The 18000-nt window shown below is 49.8% G+C and carries 15 protein-coding genes; 13 read left to right on the top strand and 2 right to left on the bottom strand.

Annotated features, from left to right (window positions below; translation table 11 throughout):
• Nucleotides 1–31 precede the first annotated feature (31 nt).
• Nucleotides 32–259, top strand: a complete 228-nt coding sequence (locus B9Y77_RS01320; RefSeq protein WP_139829234.1) for a hypothetical protein — start codon at nucleotides 32–34, stop codon at nucleotides 257–259.
• Nucleotides 260–535, top strand: coding sequence for a type II toxin-antitoxin system YafQ family toxin (locus B9Y77_RS01315; RefSeq protein WP_085490173.1), 276 nt, complete (start codon nucleotides 260–262; stop codon nucleotides 533–535). It begins immediately after the preceding gene.
• Nucleotides 536–598: 63 nt separating this feature from the next.
• On the opposite strand, the gene B9Y77_RS01310 is transcribed toward B9Y77_RS01315, so the two are convergent.
• Nucleotides 599–1354, bottom strand: a complete 756-nt coding sequence (locus B9Y77_RS01310; RefSeq protein WP_085491411.1) for a fibrobacter succinogenes major paralogous domain-containing protein — start codon at nucleotides 1352–1354, stop codon at nucleotides 599–601.
• Between the two features lie 327 nt (nucleotides 1355–1681).
• Here B9Y77_RS01310 and thiF point away from each other — a divergent pair, with 327 nt between their 5' ends.
• The 4 genes from thiF to epsC all read left to right on the top strand — a co-directional run bounded on the left by thiF (nucleotide 1682) and on the right by epsC (nucleotide 7069).
• Nucleotides 1682–3160 (top strand): thiazole biosynthesis adenylyltransferase ThiF, encoded by a 1479-nt coding sequence (gene thiF / locus B9Y77_RS01305; RefSeq protein WP_085490172.1) that lies wholly within the window; start codon nucleotides 1682–1684, stop codon nucleotides 3158–3160.
• A gap of 155 nt (nucleotides 3161–3315) precedes the next feature.
• Entirely contained in the window at nucleotides 3316–4278 is a 963-nt protein-coding gene (locus B9Y77_RS01300; RefSeq protein WP_085490171.1) for a family 2A encapsulin nanocompartment shell protein, read from the top strand.
• Nucleotides 4265–6007 (top strand): cysteine desulfurase, encoded by a 1743-nt coding sequence (locus B9Y77_RS01295; RefSeq protein WP_085490170.1) that lies wholly within the window; start codon nucleotides 4265–4267, stop codon nucleotides 6005–6007. The genes B9Y77_RS01300 and B9Y77_RS01295 overlap by 14 nt, the downstream gene beginning before the upstream one ends.
• A 99-nt stretch (nucleotides 6008–6106) precedes the next feature.
• Entirely contained in the window at nucleotides 6107–7069 is a 963-nt protein-coding gene (gene epsC / locus B9Y77_RS01290) for a serine O-acetyltransferase EpsC (protein WP_012820017.1), read from the top strand.
• A 109-nt stretch (nucleotides 7070–7178) separates the two neighbouring features.
• On the opposite strand, the gene B9Y77_RS01285 is transcribed toward epsC, so the two are convergent.
• On the bottom strand, nucleotides 7179–8924 hold the full coding sequence (locus tag B9Y77_RS01285; protein ID WP_085490169.1) for a pectate lyase family protein: 1746 nt from the start codon (nucleotides 8922–8924) through the stop codon (nucleotides 7179–7181).
• Between the two features lie 167 nt (nucleotides 8925–9091).
• On the opposite strand from B9Y77_RS01285, the gene B9Y77_RS01280 reads away from it, so the two are divergent.
• The 7 genes from B9Y77_RS01280 to B9Y77_RS01250 all read left to right on the top strand — a co-directional run bounded on the left by B9Y77_RS01280 (nucleotide 9092) and on the right by B9Y77_RS01250 (nucleotide 17929).
• Nucleotides 9092–10705: a bifunctional indole-3-glycerol phosphate synthase/phosphoribosylanthranilate isomerase gene (locus tag B9Y77_RS01280; RefSeq protein WP_085490168.1), complete on the top strand. Its 1614-nt coding sequence runs from the start codon at nucleotides 9092–9094 to the stop codon at nucleotides 10703–10705.
• Nucleotides 10706–11066: 361 nt separating this feature from the next.
• Nucleotides 11067–12221, top strand: coding sequence for a DHH family phosphoesterase (locus tag B9Y77_RS01275; RefSeq protein ID WP_254899877.1), 1155 nt, complete (start codon nucleotides 11067–11069; stop codon nucleotides 12219–12221).
• 272 nt (nucleotides 12222–12493) lie between these two features.
• Complete coding sequence (trpB, locus tag B9Y77_RS01270; RefSeq protein WP_085490167.1) at nucleotides 12494–13771, top strand: tryptophan synthase subunit beta; 1278 nt, start codon at nucleotides 12494–12496, stop codon at nucleotides 13769–13771.
• 5 nt (nucleotides 13772–13776) lie between these two features.
• A complete protein-coding gene (gene trpA, locus B9Y77_RS01265; protein WP_085490166.1) occupies nucleotides 13777–14529 on the top strand; it encodes a tryptophan synthase subunit alpha in 753 nt (250 codons plus the stop codon).
• Nucleotides 14530–14642: 113 nt separating this feature from the next.
• Complete coding sequence (locus tag B9Y77_RS01260; RefSeq protein ID WP_073424457.1) at nucleotides 14643–15518, top strand: hypothetical protein; 876 nt, start codon at nucleotides 14643–14645, stop codon at nucleotides 15516–15518.
• The gene (locus B9Y77_RS01255; protein ID WP_139829233.1) at nucleotides 15515–16798 is read left to right on the top strand and encodes a hypothetical protein; all 1284 of its coding nucleotides are present in this window, start codon (nucleotides 15515–15517) and stop codon (nucleotides 16796–16798) included. The genes B9Y77_RS01260 and B9Y77_RS01255 overlap by 4 nt, the downstream gene beginning before the upstream one ends.
• 291 nt (nucleotides 16799–17089) lie before the next feature.
• On the top strand, nucleotides 17090–17929 hold the full coding sequence (locus B9Y77_RS01250) for a hypothetical protein (RefSeq protein ID WP_085490164.1): 840 nt from the start codon (nucleotides 17090–17092) through the stop codon (nucleotides 17927–17929).
• Nucleotides 17930–18000 lie beyond the last annotated feature (71 nt).

The following is an 18000-nucleotide window of genomic DNA, read 5'->3' as shown; positions in this document are numbered from 1 at the left end:
TTTAATGAAGTCTGTTTTTCCGGAGGCTTTTATGACATATTCTGAAATCGAAGAAAAAATCAGAAAAGTGCCTGAGGAATATCTTGCCATCATCGACGCCTTTATCGACGGATTGATGATTCAGCATCAAATGAAAAAGAAACCATCCGATGAATTAACCGCCGCCATCAAAGAAAGCGAAGCCATGCTCAACGATCCGAACGCAAAGAAGTTCGATTCCGTAGAAGCTCTATTTGCTGATCTTGATGCGAAGGAATAGATGGCATATCAAATCGAATACACCTCTCGTTTCAAGAAAGAATACAAATTGGCAAAAAAGAGAGGACGTGACATAAATTTGTTGCGAACCGTCATTGAGATTCTTGCAAAAGGCGAGCCTCTCCCAGAAAAATACAAGGACCATCCACTGGTATCTAATTGGAACGGATACCGAGAATGTCACATTCAAAACGACTGGTTACTGATATACAAGTACAAGGACAATGAACTCATTTTGAGTTTAACAGCAACAGGCTCACATAGCGATTTATTCTAAAACATTTAGGATAGCCCAAAGGCTATCCGTTTTTCTAATGGACTCCTGTGGAGTCCCTTGTTGCTAATCCTTCAGGCAACGAACTGAAAACGCGTTGTCCTTGAGGCTTAATTCCAGGTACGCACCGACATTGTCGATGCTCAAGTATATGTAGTAGGCGTCGTTGCTATCGTGCTCAGAGGCACTCCAGAAGCCAGCGCAGTTGTTCCCGCCGCTGAATCCATAGTAGCGCCTGTAGCCTGCAGGGAGTGCCGAGAAACCGAAACCATCCGTGCCGTTGCCATTATTATACCAACCTGATGTAGACTTGAGTTTTTCCCCGGCTACCGATGATCCGCCCACCACCGTGAACAGGGTGTTCCATTCCGTTTGGGTCGGCAGGTGCCAGCCGCTAGGGCACACACCGCGAACAGGGTATGTCGGCGAGCATATCTTGCCATATCCGCAACCCTTGCCGGTCGTACTCCATATACCAGCACTGTCCATGGCCGCCGCCCACGTGTAAAGGCGGCCGTACTTGGTGCAACTGCCGGCATAATTTTCGTAGCAGTAGCTGTCGGCCATTTCGTAGTTCAGGTTCTGAGCCATCCAAACCTGCGAACCAATTTTCACAATCTTGTATTTTTGCCCGTCACGAGAGTCCGTCATGGAGTTCCCAATCACATCAGCAACCTTGTCTGACGATGACAAAACAGACATTTGACTGCTACTGGATTTAGATGAAATATCATCATTCGAATTATTAGCCGAAGTTGACGAATCGTTACCGCAAGCAACAAAAAGCAGAGCGGGCAAAATAATGAACAAGGTATTTTTCATAATTGTAAATATAATACATTTCCAAAAAAAATACAAGAAGGCGATGCCGGAAAGATCCGGCTTGACACCGCAAAAAAAAAACGTCACTGGATCCTTCGACTCCACTACGTTTCGCTCAGGATGACAACTTCATCCCATCCGCCAACAACAGTAATAACCTACGACAACAAAAAGCCTCCGAGCTATAGAAAAAATCAATAAGTCCGCATAAAAATTAAGTATTGGACAAACGCGTTTTTACGTTCTATATTTCAGCACGAAAAAATCCTACAACTATTGTGGGAAAATTTGTACGGAGCAAACACTTTTTAATGTACGGAGAAAAAAGTGAGAATTTATATATCAGCAACCCTTAGGAATTTCTTCGGGAAAAACGAGCAAGTCAGCGTCCCCGAAAACACGGTTAGAAAGGCTCTCGCCAATTTAATAAGTACTTATCCAGAAGGAGAAAAAGTCCTTTTTGATGAAAACAACAAGCTCAGAAGTTTCATCAAAATATACCTCAACGGCAAGAATTTGAACGTCGATACACTCTGGGACGCCACACTTGAAGACGATTCTGAAATTTTGCTCTTGCCCGCCATCGCAGGCGGCGCACCGATTGAAGAATCGCAAAGCAAACACGTCGAAAGCTTGATTTCTGACGAAAGACGCAAGGAAGTCGCTTTTGACGATAGCGAAATTGAACGCTTCGGCAAGCACCTGATGCTCAAAGACATCGGCGTCAAGGGCCAAAAGCGCATCAAGGCCGCAAAAGTCGTCGTCATTGGCGTTGGCGCACTCGGCTCTCCGGTGATCCAGTATCTCGCCGCCGCAGGCGTTGGCACCATCAAGGCCATCGACTTCGACGAAGTCTCGCTCGAAAACTTGCAAAGCCAGGTATTGCACGGCACACGCGACGTCAAGCGTCCGAAGGTCGCCTCTGCAAAGGACAAAGTCAAAAACATCAACAAGAATATCGTCTTTGAAGCCGTCAGGGAACAGCTCGACGCATCGAACATCGAAGCCGAAATTGAAGGCTACGATCTCGTTATTGACTGCACGGACAACTACAAGACTCGCTACCTGATCAACGACGCTTGCGCTCTGCACGGCATTCCGCTTGTGTTCGGCGCGATTTACCAGTTCGAAGGCCAAGTCGGCATTTTCAACTTGGATGGCGGTCCATGCTTGCGTTGCCAATACCCATCCCCTCCGCCGGCAGGGCTCATCCCCTCCTGCGCAGAAGGCGGTGCCATCAGCCCGCTCCCGGGAATCATCGGCAGCATCCAGGCAAACGAAGCGCTCAAGCTCATTTTGGGCATCGGTGAACACCTGAACGGCAAAATTCTCCACGTGGATAGTTTGTACTTATCTTCGAGAATTTTCAAGGTCGAACGCGATTGCCATTGCCCGATTTGCGGTAACAATCCGACAATCACAAACGTCGAAGATATCGACTACGAAGACCTTTGCGGATTGAAGACCACAAACGAAACTCCAGTGGAAGGATTCACGCCCGAAGAACTCGCCAAGCGCATCGACAACGGCGACGACATCACAATTGTTGACGTCCGCGAGCCGCACGAACGCGCGATTTTGCGTTTCCCGAACGCCATCGTGATTCCTATCGGACAGCTCGTTCGCAGACAAAAGGAACTCGATCCAAATAAGGATACGATTTTCATTTGTAAACAAGGCAAGCGTAGCGAACTTGCCATCAACACCTTGCGCGAAGCGGGTTACACCGGTCCTCTGTACAACTTAAAGGGCGGTATCGACGCGATGAAAGATATCATGTTCTCACACGAAGGCGCTTGGTTATAACGTAGGGCATTGAATAGGGAAAAGCTATGTCAAAAAAATTTTTCGACAAGGGCAGATTCTCGTAACAACAAAATAAGCTTATTATTTTCTAATATTCACATCTAAATACTAGGAAAATAGTTTTAAACACAACTAACAATAAGAGGTAAACCATTATGGCAAATGAAGCAGAAAAGAACACGGGCATTAATGCCCTCGGCGCCAAGGCCGCTTACAACCTGGCGAACGTCACCAAGACCAAGCCGCAATTTGGCGCGCTCACGCCCAAGTGGCTCACCAAGTTCCTTGAATTCAAGGGTCTCGAAACAGGTCTTTTCCGCGTGAACAAGGTCGTCGAAGGCCAGACACCGCTCGACGTTCTTTGCAGCGCTACCAAGAAGTCTGACATTATCCCGGAAGGCTACGTCGAATACGAAACCGAACCGCGCGAATACAAGCTCAACTCCATCTCCACGATCATCAACGTCAACACCGCTATCGAAGACGTTTACAGCTCCCCGTATGATCAGGTTCAGGAACAGCTCGGTCTCGCTATCGAATCTCTCCGCGAACGTCAGGAAAGCCAGCTCATCAACAACGATGACTACGGCCTGCTGAAGAACGTGGCCGATTCCCAGCGCATCCAGCCGCTCCGTGCCGACGGCCGCCCGACTCCGGACGATCTCGACGAACTCATCTCCAAGGTTTGGAAGGAACCGTCCTTCTTCCTCGCCCACCCGCGTGCTATTGCCGCATTCGCCCGTGAATGCACCCGCCGTGGCGTGCCGCCTGTCGTTGTAGACCTCGCCGGTAGCAGATTCCTCACCTGGCGCGGCATTCCTCTCGTTCCGACCGACAAGCTCCTTGTCGATGGCGTGAAGAACCCGAAGTCTCAGGGTGGCAAGACCAATATTCTCCTCGTCCGTACTGGCGAAGCCAAGCGCGGCGTTATCGGTCTCTTCCAGGCCGGTCTCAAGAACGAACACTCCCGTGGCCTCTCTGTGCGTTTCCGCGGTATCGACAACAAGGGCGTTGCATCTTACCTCTTGTCTCTGTACTGCTCTGCCGCAATTCTCGCAGACGACGCTATCGCCGTGTTAGAAGATGTCGAGGTTGGCGAATACTATGACTACGAATAATCCAGAAACCAGATCGCTGGAAGAACTCGCTGGAGTTCCCAATGCGGCTGAACTGGAGCAATTGGCAAATGCGTATTTCCCGGATTTGACGGATAGCGCATATGCAGCACCCCCCGCCGCTCCCGAAGCGCAGAATGCATCTGCCGCTCAGGGCGTCAGTGCAGCTCAGGGTGCCGCAGCCATCAGCCAGACTCCAGCCTTCGACTGGGAACACCCCTTTGCGACCTATGGCGACCAGCCGACATCCTCGGCTCCGTTTGCCTATGGCGGAAGTTCTACAGACACCTGGCTCAACACGGTTGAAGCTCCTGCGGTTCCCGAATCGCAGTTTGCATCGCAGCTGAGCGATATTCCGACAGCCCCCGCACCGGCTCAGGGTTACTCCCCGAAGGTCGTGTCCAAGACGCAGGCTGCCCAGAACGCGCGCCCAATCGACGCTCCGACGTCCCTCGGTGGCGATTCTGTGAAGACGGGTTCTGCAAACAGCGGCTCGAATTCCCGCAACGAATCGATCCGCATCGGTTCCAAGACTCTTGCCCAGATCCGTTCGGACTTCCCGATTCTTTCGAAGCAGATCAACGGTCATCCGCTCGTTTGGCTCGACAACGGTGCAACGACGCAGCGCCCGCAGGTCGTCATTGACCGCCTCAAGTACTACTACGAAAACGAAAACTCCAACGTTCACCGTGGCGCTCACACGCTTGCTGCCGCATCGACAGACGCCTACGAAAATGCACGCAACATTGTTCGTGACTTTATCGGAGCTCCGTCTTCTCAGGAAGTTGTTTTCGTTCGCGGTACGACCGAAGCCATTAACTTGGTTGCAAACGCCTACGTGAAGCCGACGCTCCAGCCGGGTGACGAAATCATCGTCTCCATTTTGGAACACCACGCCAACATCGTTCCTTGGCAGCTCATTGCCGAAGAAACGGGTGCCATCATCAAGGTGATTCCGTGCGATTCTACTGGTCAGCTCAAGCTCCACGATTACGAAGCTTTGTTCACGAAGCGCACCAAGTTCGTTTCCGTGACGCACGTCTCGAACGTGCTCGGCACTGTGACCCCGATTGAAGAACTCATTGCCATTGCTCATAGACACGGCGTGAGAATCCTCATTGACGGCGCTCAGTCCATCGCTCACATCCCGGTAAACGTTGCAGCCCTCGATGCAGACTTCTTCGTGTTCTCTGGACACAAGGTGTTTGCACCGACCGGTATCGGCGTTGTCTATGGCAAGAAGGAATTGCTCGAAGCGGCAAGACCTTACCATGGCGGCGGCAACATGATTGCGGACGTAACGTTCGAACGCACGATTTACAACGGAATTCCGAACAAATTCGAAGCAGGTACCGGAAGCATCGCCGACGCTGTTGGCCTCGGTGCAGCCCTCCAGTACCTCACTGAAATCGGGATGCCCTGCGTATTCCGCTGGGAACATGAACTGTTGCAGTACGGCCTCAAGGAATTGAAGACAGTCAAGGGTCTCCACCTTGTGGGAACCGCACTCAACAAGGCATCTGCGCTTGCCTTCAAGCTCGACGGTTATTCCGACGAAGAAGTGGGCAAGAGACTCGACGCATATGGCGTTGCCGTACGCACCGGGCATCACTGCGCTCAGCCGGTTCTCCGCCATTTCGGCTACGAAAGTACCGTGCGCCCCACTCTCGCATTGTACAACTCACCGGATGACATCGACGCCCTCGTAAGAGCGTTGAAGACATTCGCGTAGGTTAGACAAAGACGGCCCTTCGGCAGGCTCAGGGACCTAAACAAGTTCACTGAGCTTGTCGAAGTGAACGCCGTAATACTCTTTCAACAAATTTGACTTATGCACGAACTTATCCAAGAATCTGAAGTTGAAAAAGCCGTACAAATTATTTTCGACGATTACAATCGCGGCAAGCATATCGACAATATCGATATTTACAATCGACCCGACCAGGCCGAAATCCAGACAATTTTGCAAAATCTGATTCGAGTCGTTTATCCTGGACACTTCAGAGATCGTTCGCATAAGATTTACAATCCCAAGAACAGCTTTGCAGTTCTTATCGAAGATACGTTCTACCACCTCCACAAACAGGTGGCAATTGCGCTGGATTACTGTAAATTGCGCGGTTCCATGACCTCGGACGAGCGCAAAATTGAAAGCTATAGAATTTGTAAGGAATTTTTCGCCAAGATTCCGCAAATTCGCGAATTCTTGGAAACCGATTTACACGCCGCTTTTGACGGCGACCCTGCTGCCGGTTGCCTTGACGAGATTATCCTTGCCTACCCCGGTCTCATGGCGACAACCATTTACCGCATCGCCCACGAACTTTATCTTTTACACGTTCCGGTTCTCCCGCGACTCATGACCGAATATGCCCATTCCAAAACGGGCATCGACATCCATCCGGGTGCAACCATCGGCAAATACTTCTTTATCGATCACGGCACAGGCATCGTGATTGGCGAAACCGCAGTCATCGGCAAGAACGTCAAGATTTACCAAGGCGTCACGCTCGGCGCACTTTCAACTCGCGGCGGACAAAAGCTCTCCGGCAAAAAGCGTCACCCCACCATTCAAGACAACGTCACTATTTACGCGGGAGCATCCATTCTCGGCGGAGATACCGTTGTTGGCGAAAACGCAATTATCGGCGGCAATGCCTTCATCACGCGATCCATCGAGGCCAACACTCGCGTCAGCCTCAAGAATCTTGAAATGGATTACGTTTCAACCACCAATAGCAAGCACAAGACAGAAGAGCTCCAGCAAAGCGACGAGTGGTACTATATTATTTAGTAGGAAGTAGGCGGTAGGAAGTAGTTAGTAAATAGTGGTTAGTAGGAAGTAAAAAGGACAAAACCCGCACTCGAACGAGCACGGGTTTTCAATTTATTTTAAGATAAGATTATCGAACAGTTATGCGTCGCGTCTCGTTACCGACTCGCAAGAGGTACATGCCCGCACGAGGAACGGTTATCGAGCAATCGCCACTCAAGGACTGTTTTGCCATAAGCCTGCCCTGGGCATCCAGGAGATACGCCGCCTGCGTTGTTCCTTGTACGGTAAGAACTCGACCGTCGACAGTGACATTGAAATGCGGAGCAATCGTAGCGACATCCAACGAAGTCGTGCCCTGCTCCGAGCTAGAGCTTGATTCGACTTTACTAGAGCTAGACTCTGCAACCTCTCCATTTGCACCAATAACCGTAATAGTTCCGCTCTTGGTTGCATTTGTCGTAGCCCCAGTTGTCGTTATGGTAAAGTTGTACGCCCCCACAGCAGCATTTTGAGCGACCTTACCTGAGATGTAGAAATCACTACCCTTCATTGTTCCCACAATACCTTCGGGGAGTCCCGTAACAGTCGCACCCGTGGCGCCAGCGACAGTAAAGTAGAATTCTTCGATAGATTCACCTTGCTTGACTTGTTGCTTGGCGCTACCCGAGCCGTGCTTAGTAAGCGTCGCCGTTCCAGAAACAACCTCCCCCTGCGAGGAACTAGATACAGCCTGCGAGGAGCTGGACTGCGCGACACTGCTGCTGGATTTCGCAATACTTGAACTAGACACAGCCACGCTGGAACTAGACTGTACTTCGCTCGAAGAAGATGCGGGCGTTACCGTCTGAGATTTCCCCGGATCTGGGAGCGTCGCTCCTGCATACAGCTTAATAGAATCGCGAAGGGCATAAGCCTTTGCCTGCGTACTCACATCAGTCAAGCTCATAGAATAAGGTGGCGTAAATGCGGTTCCCGTACCCGCCTGTTGCTTTTTCACATTTTCTTCGTAGTTGCTAATCATCTGGGCAGCCGTAATAGCGCCATCGCTCGTGTACAAGTCAAGAGCCTTCTGCACACCGATAAACACATTTTTCTCAATGCGAATATTCGCCTCGATAGCGGCTCGCACGCAATAGCTCGCATTCTTGCTGTCGAAGAGGTTGTTCGCCACATGTACCTTGCCAAATCGCACACGCGGCATGCGTTCGACCACGCCGTCAGCCCACCACGTATGGTGAATCGTCACATTCAGGTGTCCGCGGTCGCTCGTCTTTGTCTTGCTGTTACCAATCAGGTTGCTGAACTGATGACCACTCGATGCCGAAGTGTAGCTGAACTTGGTCCACGAAATCGTCACAAAGTCCGAGGCGTTGGTAATATCCAAGTTGCCGTCGTGACCGTCGTAGACATCCACGTGGTCAATCCACACATTCTTCGATTCGTGATTCACCTGGAGGCAATCTTCGTCATCGTCATCGTGTGCGCCCACACCCTTGAATTTCAGGTTGCGGATGATGACGTTCTTCGAACCGCTCAGTTTCATGGCACTGCCCGAAGTAGGCTGCGCGATAATGGCGCCCTGGTAACCGTAAATCGTCACGTTGCTACCGACTTCCACCGGCCCCATGTACGTGCCCGGCTTCACGTAGATAATCTTGTTGCCCGCCTTGGCGTAGCTCTTGAGGTCATTCACGTTGTCGACCGTGACCTCGGAGTAGCCCTTGCCGCCCGTAGTGCCGCCATTCTGCGTGGCAAAACCCGCCATCGGAAAATCCGGCGAAGTCACCGCAAACGCAGGAACCGCAGCCGTTGTGACAGCCAAAGCCGCGAAAGTTGCGGCCACACGTATCGTTTTAGAAAGCAAATAATTCATAGCACATCCCTTTTTTCTTTAAATTTAAGCCGCCGAACTAGAAAACGCATCAAAAAAAAGCCCCACACAACTCAAAGTGTCCTCTATAGACAACTCCAAAACTCCTACTAAAACAGTATTTTATTAGAACGCGCCTTAAATTTTTCTACAATTGGCGTAGAGGAATTATGAGCGAAGATATTTTGCAAAAAATCGTGCGGATGCGCCGCGAAGACATCGATAGACTTGGACTGAATTTCAACATTGATATTCCCGAGGCGCGTCGCGTTGGTCATACTGAATTTTTGGGTAACGCAGGAGCCATCCTTGAGGTCAAGAGGGCTTCGCCATCCAAGGGAGACATCGCACCTGACTTAAATCCGGTGGAACTCGCCACGACTTACGCCGAAGCACACGCTCAAGCGGTCTCCGTGCTGACCGAAATGAACTTTTTCAAGGGTTCGCTGCGTGACTTGATTGCCGTAGCGGACTTGATGGAACGCCGCCGTCAGCAAGGTTTGCACACGTGCGCTGTTCTCCGCAAAGATTTCCTTTTATTCGAAGACGAAATCGATATCGCTTACCGCTGTGGCGCCGATGCCGTATTACTCATCGCCCGCATCCTCGACGACGAACAGCTCGTGAAAATGGCACAGCGTGCTCAGAAGTTCGGCATTCAGGCATTCGTTGAAGTCCGCGAAGCTGACGATTTCCGCAAGCTTGCCGTTGTGACAGCCGCTCTCGGTGATGCAGCCGCCAAGACGATCGTTGCTGGCGTCAATTCCCGCGACCTCGCCACATTCCACACGGACCCGCTGATTCCCGCAAGCGTTCGCAGCAAGCTCCCCGCCAAAGCCGTTTTTGAATCTGGCATTCTGAGCGCCGCCGATGCGACATACGCCCGCAATCTCGGATTCACGGGAATTCTCGTCGGTGAAGCCGTCGCCAAGAATCCGCCGCTCGCCAAAGACGTGGTCAGCGCATTCGAAAGCGGATGCGAAAACGCCCGTGGACAGTTCTGGAAGAAATTCGCCGAACGCAAGTTTGCCAACAACGAGACTCGCGCAGCCTCATCACAAGATGCGCGCCCACAAGATGCGCGCCGCCCGCTCGTGAAAATCTGCGGCATCACACGTGAAGAAGACGGTCTCCTCGCCGCCGAACTCGGCGCCGACATGCTCGGTTTCGTGTTCAGCACCACCAAGAGACTCACCACCGAAGAATTCGTGCGAAACTTCGCCGCAAAAATCCGCACGTGTCATCCTGAGCCCTTCGACAAGCTCAGGAACCTAAATAAGGTTGGTGAGCCTGTCGAACCACTACTCGTTGGCGTGATTACCGACCCCAATTCCGTCGAAGGCAAAACAGCCATCAAGCTCGCCCAAGAAGGCGTGCTCGACGCCGTACAATTCCACGGCGTTGATCCGCACAATTCCGACGCACTCGCGGAATCTTGCAGCGCAGCCCTCCCCTACTACTGCGCAGCATGCGTAGGCGCCCCCGAAGACTTCGATTACGTCGCAAGCCTCCGCAAAAACGGCGAACCCCGCATTTTGCTGGACGCCAAGGTCGAAGGCATCCCCGGCGGCACCGGCAAGACCATCCCCGAATCGCTCCTCCGCGAAAAAGCAAACGGAGCCCCGCTCTGGCTCGCCGGCGGCATCAATCCAGAAAATGTCGCCACAATCTGCGAAAAGTTCCACCCCGAACTCATCGACGTATCTAGCGGCATCGAAGACGCCCCCGGAATCAAGAATCATGACAAGATGAAAGCGCTGTTTGCGGAATTCGCTGCAAAATAGCATTCAAGAAATTGCGATTACAAGTAAAGCCTATCCTCCAAGATAGGCTTTTTCTATACCGCACTAAAATCGTACCAAAAATTTACAAAAAAGCTATCGTAACCTATTGACAATCAACGAATTACAGTGTATATTGATATACGTAAAGGTGAAATCGGTAATCCACTCAGACCGCTTGCGGGAGGGGTTCCCGTAAAACGGAACGGATTCACTGGTTTCATCAAGTGTTTGATTCAATGGCTTCCGGAATGTGCCGGAAGCCTATTTTTTTGCATCTTCATTTTGCAGCGCCTCTGCAACCGCAAATGAAATAAAAATTTACAAAATCCCGCAAAAAGCGAAAAAAACTATTTTTCAGCTTATGAACAAACAAACTATTTTCAACAACATTCTTTCCGTTTGTCTCTCAAGTGCACTTCTTTGCGCTTGCGGCGACAGCACTTCTTCTGACTCAAACAACGAAGGAGAAGAATTCAAAAACACCGTCAACGCCTTGGACTGGGGTTCCGACACCACATTTGTCATCGGGCACAAGACTCCTGATGTCGATGCCGTCACTTCGGCTATGAGTTACGCTGCGCTCATGCGCGCCTTGGGCCACAACGCCGTAGCCAAAATCGTAAGCCCCATCAACCGAGAGACCGCCTACATTGTCGAAAAATTCGGTTTCAAAGTTCCCGAGGAAATGAAATCCGTAAAAGCCGGTACGCGTCTCATCCTCACCGACCACGCCGAATCCGCGCAATCCGTCGAAGGTGTCAAAGAGGCTAAGATTCTCCAGATTATCGACCACCACATTCCTGGCGACCTTGATGAAAAAGTCACCTCCGACACTTACGTGAACCGTCAAATTATCGGTTCCGCCTGCACCATCATTTGGGATCTCTACAAAAAGGCCGACGTCAAAATCGATAACGACATGGCCAAGATTCTTTTGGCGGGCATCCTTTCTGACACGCGCAACTTGACCAAAGTTGCATCCTCGACTTTAGATTCGTCTGCATGGAAAAGCCTCATCGAACAGCTCAAGCTTTCCCCCGATAGCGTCGCCAAGCTCTCCCGCGAAATGGACGATGCGTCGCACGATTACTACGGCATGACGGACAAAGAAATTTTCCTCTCCGACTACAAGGATTACGAAATCGAAGGCGTCAAAATCGGAATCGCAAGCAACGACTGGTATGTCGATTCGACCAAGAAGGATTTCTTTAAACGTCTCGCCGCCGTGATGCCCGAAATTGCCAAAGAAAAGAAGCGCGACATTCTCTTTGCCAAGGTTGACGGACACGACCCGAATCCGGATCCGGAGACCGCGGCCGAAACACCGTTCATCGAATCGGGCTCCTACACCATCATCTACGCTACAGGCGATTACGAAGCCACCGCTAAAAAAATCGCCGAAAGTGCATTCGGAGAACTTTTCAGCGAAGGCGTTTACTTCTCCGCCGAAAAAATCAGCCGCAAGTCGCTGATGGTCCCCAAAATCACGGAATACCTCGAAGGCAAGAAAAAATAAAACCACCCCTTGCCAAATTAAATTACCATTCCTACATTTATAGTATGAAGATGAACGCAGTAATCCGTTTCAACCGTTGGTGGTGGGGCTCTACGAAATAGAGTCCGGTTTGCTGATTTCATCAAGTGTTTGTAAAAGGCTTTCGGGACTCTCCGGAAGCCGATTTTTTTGGTTTCTGGACTCGCAGCGCCTCAGCAGGCATAGAGACTTTAACCCTTAACTAGATCCTTCGACTTCGGGCTCCGCCCATCGCTCAGGATGACAGAACAACAATGACCTCTACAACTTCTAACAACGGTTTTTTTGACAAGTTCGGCGGCAAGTACGTTGCCGAAATCATCCGCCGCCCGCTCGACGACCTCGAAGCGGCATTCAACAAGTACATCCACGATCCGGAATTCCTCGAAGAACTCCGCATCATCCAGCGCGACTACATTGGCCGCGAAACTCCGCTGTACTTCGCTCCGACAGCAACCAAGCTTTTGGGCGGTGCGCAGATTTACATCAAACTCGAAGGTCTCGCCAACACGGGTGCCCACAAGATCAACAACGCTATCGGTCAGTGCCTTTTGGCCAAGAAGATGGGCAAGACCCGCATCATCGCCGAAACAGGCGCCGGTCAGCACGGGCTCGCCACTGCCGCCGCTTGCGCAAAGCTCGGCCTCGAATGCGTGGTGTACATGGGAGAAGTCGATGTGCGCCGCCAGCAGCCGAACGTGGCCACCATGGAAATGTACGGTGCAAAGGTCGTTCCGGTCACGAGCGGTAGCCGCACGCTCAAGGATGCCGTGAACGAAGCCATGCGCGACTGGGCCACGAATTTCAAAAACACTCATTACGTGCTTGGTTCCGCACTCGGCCCAGCCCCGTTCCCGGATATCGTTCGTACCTTCCAGTCGATTATCGGTGAAGAAGTCAAGCGCCAGGCCGCAGAACGCAACATCGACATTGCTGCCGTTGTCGCTTGCGTCGGAGGCGGTAGCAATTCCATCGGCGTGTTCACGCCGTTTATCAACGATGCGAACGTGCGTTTGATTGGTGCAGAAGCCGGTGGCGTTGGCCCGAACGTTGGCGAAAACGCAGCCCGCATGACGGGTAACGCCAGCCGCGAAGGCATCGTGCAGGGTTACAAGAGCCGTTTCCTCATTGACGAAGACGGTCAATCTATGCCGACGCGCTCCATTTCCGCAGGCCTCGACTACATGGGAATCGGCCCGCAGCTCGCCGCCCTCGGCGAATCTGGCCGCGTGGAATTCACGGCAATTCTCGACAAGGAAGCTCTTGAAGCCGTCAAGTTCTTTGCACGTAACGAAGGGATTTTGTTCGCCCTCGAAAGCGCTCACGCCGGCGCCGCCGCTATGAAAATTGCGAAGGAGCTCCCGAAGGACAAGGCTCTCGTCATCAACATGAGTGGCCGCGGCGACAAGGACATCTTTATCACGAGCCCCGTGTTCCGCCCCGAAAAGTGGAAGGAATTCCTCAAGGCCGAACTTGTTCGCCTCGAAAACAACGAAGACATCCACGACGCCGAAATTATGACAAGGAAGTAATCACCATGAATTTAATGTCTCATCTTATTGCGGGTTTTCCTGACGCTGAAACTTCTATCGCCATCGCCGACGCACTTGTGAAGGGTGGCGCCAACATCCTTGAAATCCAACTTGCCTTCAGCGACCCTAGCGCCGACGGTCCCGCCATCCAGACGGCATCCACCATCGCTCTCGAAAAAGGCTATTCTACCAAGCAGGGCCTTGCCATCGTGAAGCAGATTCACGAACGTCACCCCGAGACGCCGATTTACATCATGACTTACGGCTCCCTCGCCTTTACGCCGGGCGTCGAAAACTTCGTCAAGATGTGCAAGGACGCGGGCGTTTCCGCCTGCATCATTCCGGACTTGCCATTCGACCATGATGAAGGTCTCACCGAAGCTTGCAAGAAGCACGGACTCGAAAACATCCCGGTGGCAGCACCCAGCATGACCAAGGAACGCCTTGAAACAATGGCTTCAGCCGGTTTCAAGTACATCTACGCCGCCCTTCGCGCAGGTACAACCGGAAGCGAAACCACCATTGACCAGGCAACACTCGACTTTATCGACACGGTCGGTAAGCACGGCGCCAAAGTTCTCGGCGGCTTCGGCATCCGCAACGGCGAACAGTCCAAGGTGCTTTCAAAGCACGTGTACGCTGTGGTCGCAGGTTCCGTGTTCGTGAACATCGTGCTTGCCAACGAAGATACCGCCGAAGGCCGCGCAAAAGCCATCGCCGCCATCGAAGCAAAAGCCAAAGAAATCGCCGGCAAGTAAAAATCCGCGCATTTCAGGAGCGCATCGCTCACGCATTACTTATAAAGCTCACCAAAATCCATTGGTGAGTTTTTTATGTTATTTATTTTTCTAGACTTTAGCTGAAAAACATTATGCGTAAAATCATTCTTTTATTCATCATTTTTGCATGTGCGATCACATGGGCTGAAGACGATGTCGTTTTAGCCCCCAGCATAGTGCCCCCTGCTATGGCAGCTAAGCAAATCGCACCTGGAGTAAGATACCTGTTTACCATAGGAAACTCGCTTGGAGCATGTGACCCATCCACCCCAAAAGCGATGCATTCCGATTTTTGCCGAAGCGAACGCGAATACGGAGAAGATAAAATCAGCGGATTCAACGCCCGCCTTGACATCAACTTATACAACATCACTTGGCCCAAAACAGAAAACACCGAAGGTGCAGAAAACTGGTATGGTCACACCTTTGGCGGAGGGATGTTCCTGACCACGCATTACTCCATCCCGTTAGAAATTGGAATCTCCCCCATCATCGTGCAATGGCTCGGACCAATATACGTTGGTGCCGCATATGATCTGTCTTTCGGTCATTACTTCGGCTATAACAGAGAAAGAAAAGATTATAACGTCAACTACACTTACCATTTTGATGCAGGGGCCAGCACAAACAACTTCTCCGGTTCGCTCAATTTGGGTGGCGGAACCATGTTTTTCATGAATAACCATGGTCTAGCCTTTGGCGCTCACGCCGGATTACGTCAATTGCACATCATCAATGCCGGCGAAAATCTGAACGGAAATCCTGCCACCAGATTTTCATATGGCTATAAATTACACAAATGGATATTCTATTACGGTCTTGAATTCGCCAATTATTCAAATTTGCCTTTACTAAAAGAAGCGAATCAAAAACAGCACTTTTTCTCTATTATGTCATACGAAATGGGACTTCATACAGAAACAAATCCCGTCATTTACTGGTCCTTTTCGTTTAGTTTACTCCTATGAAAATAATCTTAAATCATTGGATACGTTCTTTTTTAGCAATCGCATTAGCGATATTCCTTGCTAGTTGCAGTTCTATCACGCGCCCGCCTCCAGCAGCCGCTTTTATGGACAGCTATGGAAGAAACGATGTCATTAACAACGTCAGTTTTTCATATTATGCAGGGCAACTTAAAAATGGCGTTCGCGATGAAGACGGTCACAACACGGAATGGTGGGGCGACGCCTCTTTCGAAAGATTTATCAGCGGCGATTACTTCACTTTCGGATACGGACTGCAATCACTCACTCCAATCGTGCAAGCTGGTTTTGCCTCCCCGTATTTCGGCATCACAGGATGGGGCAACGCATTTGCAATTTTGTACGCTCCAATGCATGATTCCAGCACATTTTTCACCCGCTATTCCGGCGGAGGAATGCTTATCGAGCAGATTCCGATCAATGACAAATGGAAATTAGGCTTTACGCAACATTTGTCAAGGAACGGTCGCGAAATCGATAACGGCGGTAGATTTAGACAAATATGGATTCCGAATCCTGAGCCTAAATTTTATACAGAAGTTGGCGGAGGCCTTTTTATAACCGGCGCTGTTGGAGAAAATTGCAAAATGTCGTTTGAGCTCCGTTATGGCAGAGACCTCGATGAAAAGCGTAATCGTTTTGCAATAACGATAGACTTTTGGGGATTTTCCTCGCCATTCTCATTCGGCGGAAATGACGAAATAAGGAAAGCAGCTGCAAAGAATCTCGAAAAAATGAAAAACATAGAAACAGCATCTATCGACAGCGCACGAACAGATACGCTACATACGATAAAACGACGCTGGTTCCGTTTCAGCGACAGCTCTCAAACGATTTCAACCATATACCACCCCGTTAAAAACGTTACAGCTAGCACCACCAAAGGAATTTGTTATAACGAAAAAAACAATACCGTTTGGCTCAAGCAAGACTACGGCAAAATGTTGTACCAAGTATCCGCCGATTCGATTGACTATTGCCAAGAGATGGAACGCAAAAACCTGTTGGGAACAACCCTTTTAGAAGGGCTTCTCGGGTTCTTGATTGCAGCTCAAACTACGGGGAATTTCCCTGCTGCCATTGCAATAGGAGCCAGTTTTGGCACCGGAATTTGGGCACTTTTTAACTTTGGCTTTGATCCAGAAGAACTCGCTCCGAAAGTTTATCCCGAACTCTGTTCCGAAAAGCACCCCAAGGAGCAAATTATTGAGTGGCTCAAGCAATACCCGTGCGGTGGAGATTTACAACAAACCGCCCCATAAAATAGCGGTTTTCACAAACAAAAAAACTTTAATTTTTCACACAGCGGACAGAAAATGCAATATCCTTGTTATCGCCAGGGAGAACCTTTTGGGACGTAGATATTACAGACATGATTACATTGAAAATATAAAATTGTTCCCCAGTGCACAAGTTCCATCAAGTTTATTTGCATAAAATACGTTCATCTAGAAAAAAAAGTCTATCAACACAAGATTTATGTCTCTTTATCATAAACTACGATTCCACATCACAAATACAGTTTAATTTTTTTTTAAACTTTAGCTGAAAATATGCGTAAACTCTTCTTTTTTTTAATTCTTTTGGCAAGCGTTATCGTCTGGGCAGGCGATGTCATCTTGGCATCAAGCTATGTTCCTCAAGCAATCTTGGCCAAACAAATCGCACCCGGAACGTCGCATTCAATTACGTTTGGCGGTTCCTATGTCTTATGCGACCCCCAAAAAGATTCAGACTCCCATATTGGCGACTGCAAAACACCGCATCATTTTGTCAAAAGCGAAGACATTGATGGTGCTCAATTTCTTATAGACTTCAACCTTTTCAAATGGACATGGCCCAAGACTCAGAATCCCGAAGGGGACGAAAACTGGGACGGACATTTCTTAGGTGGTGGGCTATTTTTAAATTCCCATTACGCCATGGCACTTGAAGTCGGAATTTCGCCCACGATTGTGCAATGGATCGGCCCGTTTTATCTTGGGGCTGCCTACGATCTTTCTTTGGGCCATTACTCAAGCCAAAATCTGTTTACAGGTTCTTTCAATTTGGGAGGCGGATTCATGGGATTCATGAGTAATCACGGAATAGGCTTTGGAACCCACGGCGGAATTCGCCAAATGCATTTTTTGAACGTAGGCTACAAAGAAGAATATTCGAATACCGATAACAAAATCTTCAATTCAAGCACACCACAATACAGCGGAAAACACAATATCGAAGAAAATATATTTTATTACGGACTAGATTTTTTAATTTACTCTAACTCACCTTTATTGAATGAATCTAACAGAAAAGGACACTACGCATTTTTAAGTTCTTTCGAAATGGGAATACGGACCGACAACAATTCTTTAATGTACTTTGCCTTTTCTTTTAGTGTACTCCTATGACATTTAGAACAAGATTATTTATTATAGCATTCGCACTATTTTTGGCAAGTTGCAGTTCCATTATGCGGCCT

It is taken from the genome of Fibrobacter sp. UWB13 (genome assembly GCF_900177805.1).
Classification (GTDB): Bacteria; Fibrobacterota; Fibrobacteria; order Fibrobacterales; family Fibrobacteraceae; genus Fibrobacter.
The sequence above is the reverse complement of the archived record's forward strand: the minus strand, read 5'-3'. Positions and strand labels throughout refer to the sequence as shown.

Bases quoted from the DNA above. Each gene is read 5' to 3' on its own strand.
- epsC (WP_012820017.1), top strand. From the start codon at position 6,107: ATGCACGAACTTATCCAAGAATCTGAAGTTGAAAAAGCCGTACAAATT.
- B9Y77_RS01250 (WP_085490164.1), top strand. From the start codon at position 17,090: ATGCGTAAACTCTTCTTTTTTTTAATTCTTTTGGCAAGCGTTATCGTC.
- B9Y77_RS01275 (WP_254899877.1), top strand. From the start codon at position 11,067: ATGAACAAACAAACTATTTTCAACAACATTCTTTCCGTTTGTCTCTCA.
- B9Y77_RS01280 (WP_085490168.1), top strand. From the start codon at position 9,092: ATGAGCGAAGATATTTTGCAAAAAATCGTGCGGATGCGCCGCGAAGAC.
- B9Y77_RS01320 (WP_139829234.1), top strand. From the start codon at position 32: ATGACATATTCTGAAATCGAAGAAAAAATCAGAAAAGTGCCTGAGGAA.
- B9Y77_RS01285 (WP_085490169.1), bottom strand. From the start codon at position 8,924: ATGAATTATTTGCTTTCTAAAACGATACGTGTGGCCGCAACTTTCGCG.
- B9Y77_RS01310 (WP_085491411.1), bottom strand. From the start codon at position 1,354: ATGAAAAATACCTTGTTCATTATTTTGCCCGCTCTGCTTTTTGTTGCT.
- B9Y77_RS01255 (WP_139829233.1), top strand. From the start codon at position 15,515: ATGAAAATAATCTTAAATCATTGGATACGTTCTTTTTTAGCAATCGCA.
- B9Y77_RS01295 (WP_085490170.1), top strand. From the start codon at position 4,265: ATGACTACGAATAATCCAGAAACCAGATCGCTGGAAGAACTCGCTGGA.
- trpB (WP_085490167.1), top strand. From the start codon at position 12,494: ATGACCTCTACAACTTCTAACAACGGTTTTTTTGACAAGTTCGGCGGC.
- trpA (WP_085490166.1), top strand. From the start codon at position 13,777: ATGAATTTAATGTCTCATCTTATTGCGGGTTTTCCTGACGCTGAAACT.
- B9Y77_RS01300 (WP_085490171.1), top strand. From the start codon at position 3,316: ATGGCAAATGAAGCAGAAAAGAACACGGGCATTAATGCCCTCGGCGCC.
- B9Y77_RS01260 (WP_073424457.1), top strand. From the start codon at position 14,643: ATGCGTAAAATCATTCTTTTATTCATCATTTTTGCATGTGCGATCACA.
- B9Y77_RS01315 (WP_085490173.1), top strand. From the start codon at position 260: ATGGCATATCAAATCGAATACACCTCTCGTTTCAAGAAAGAATACAAA.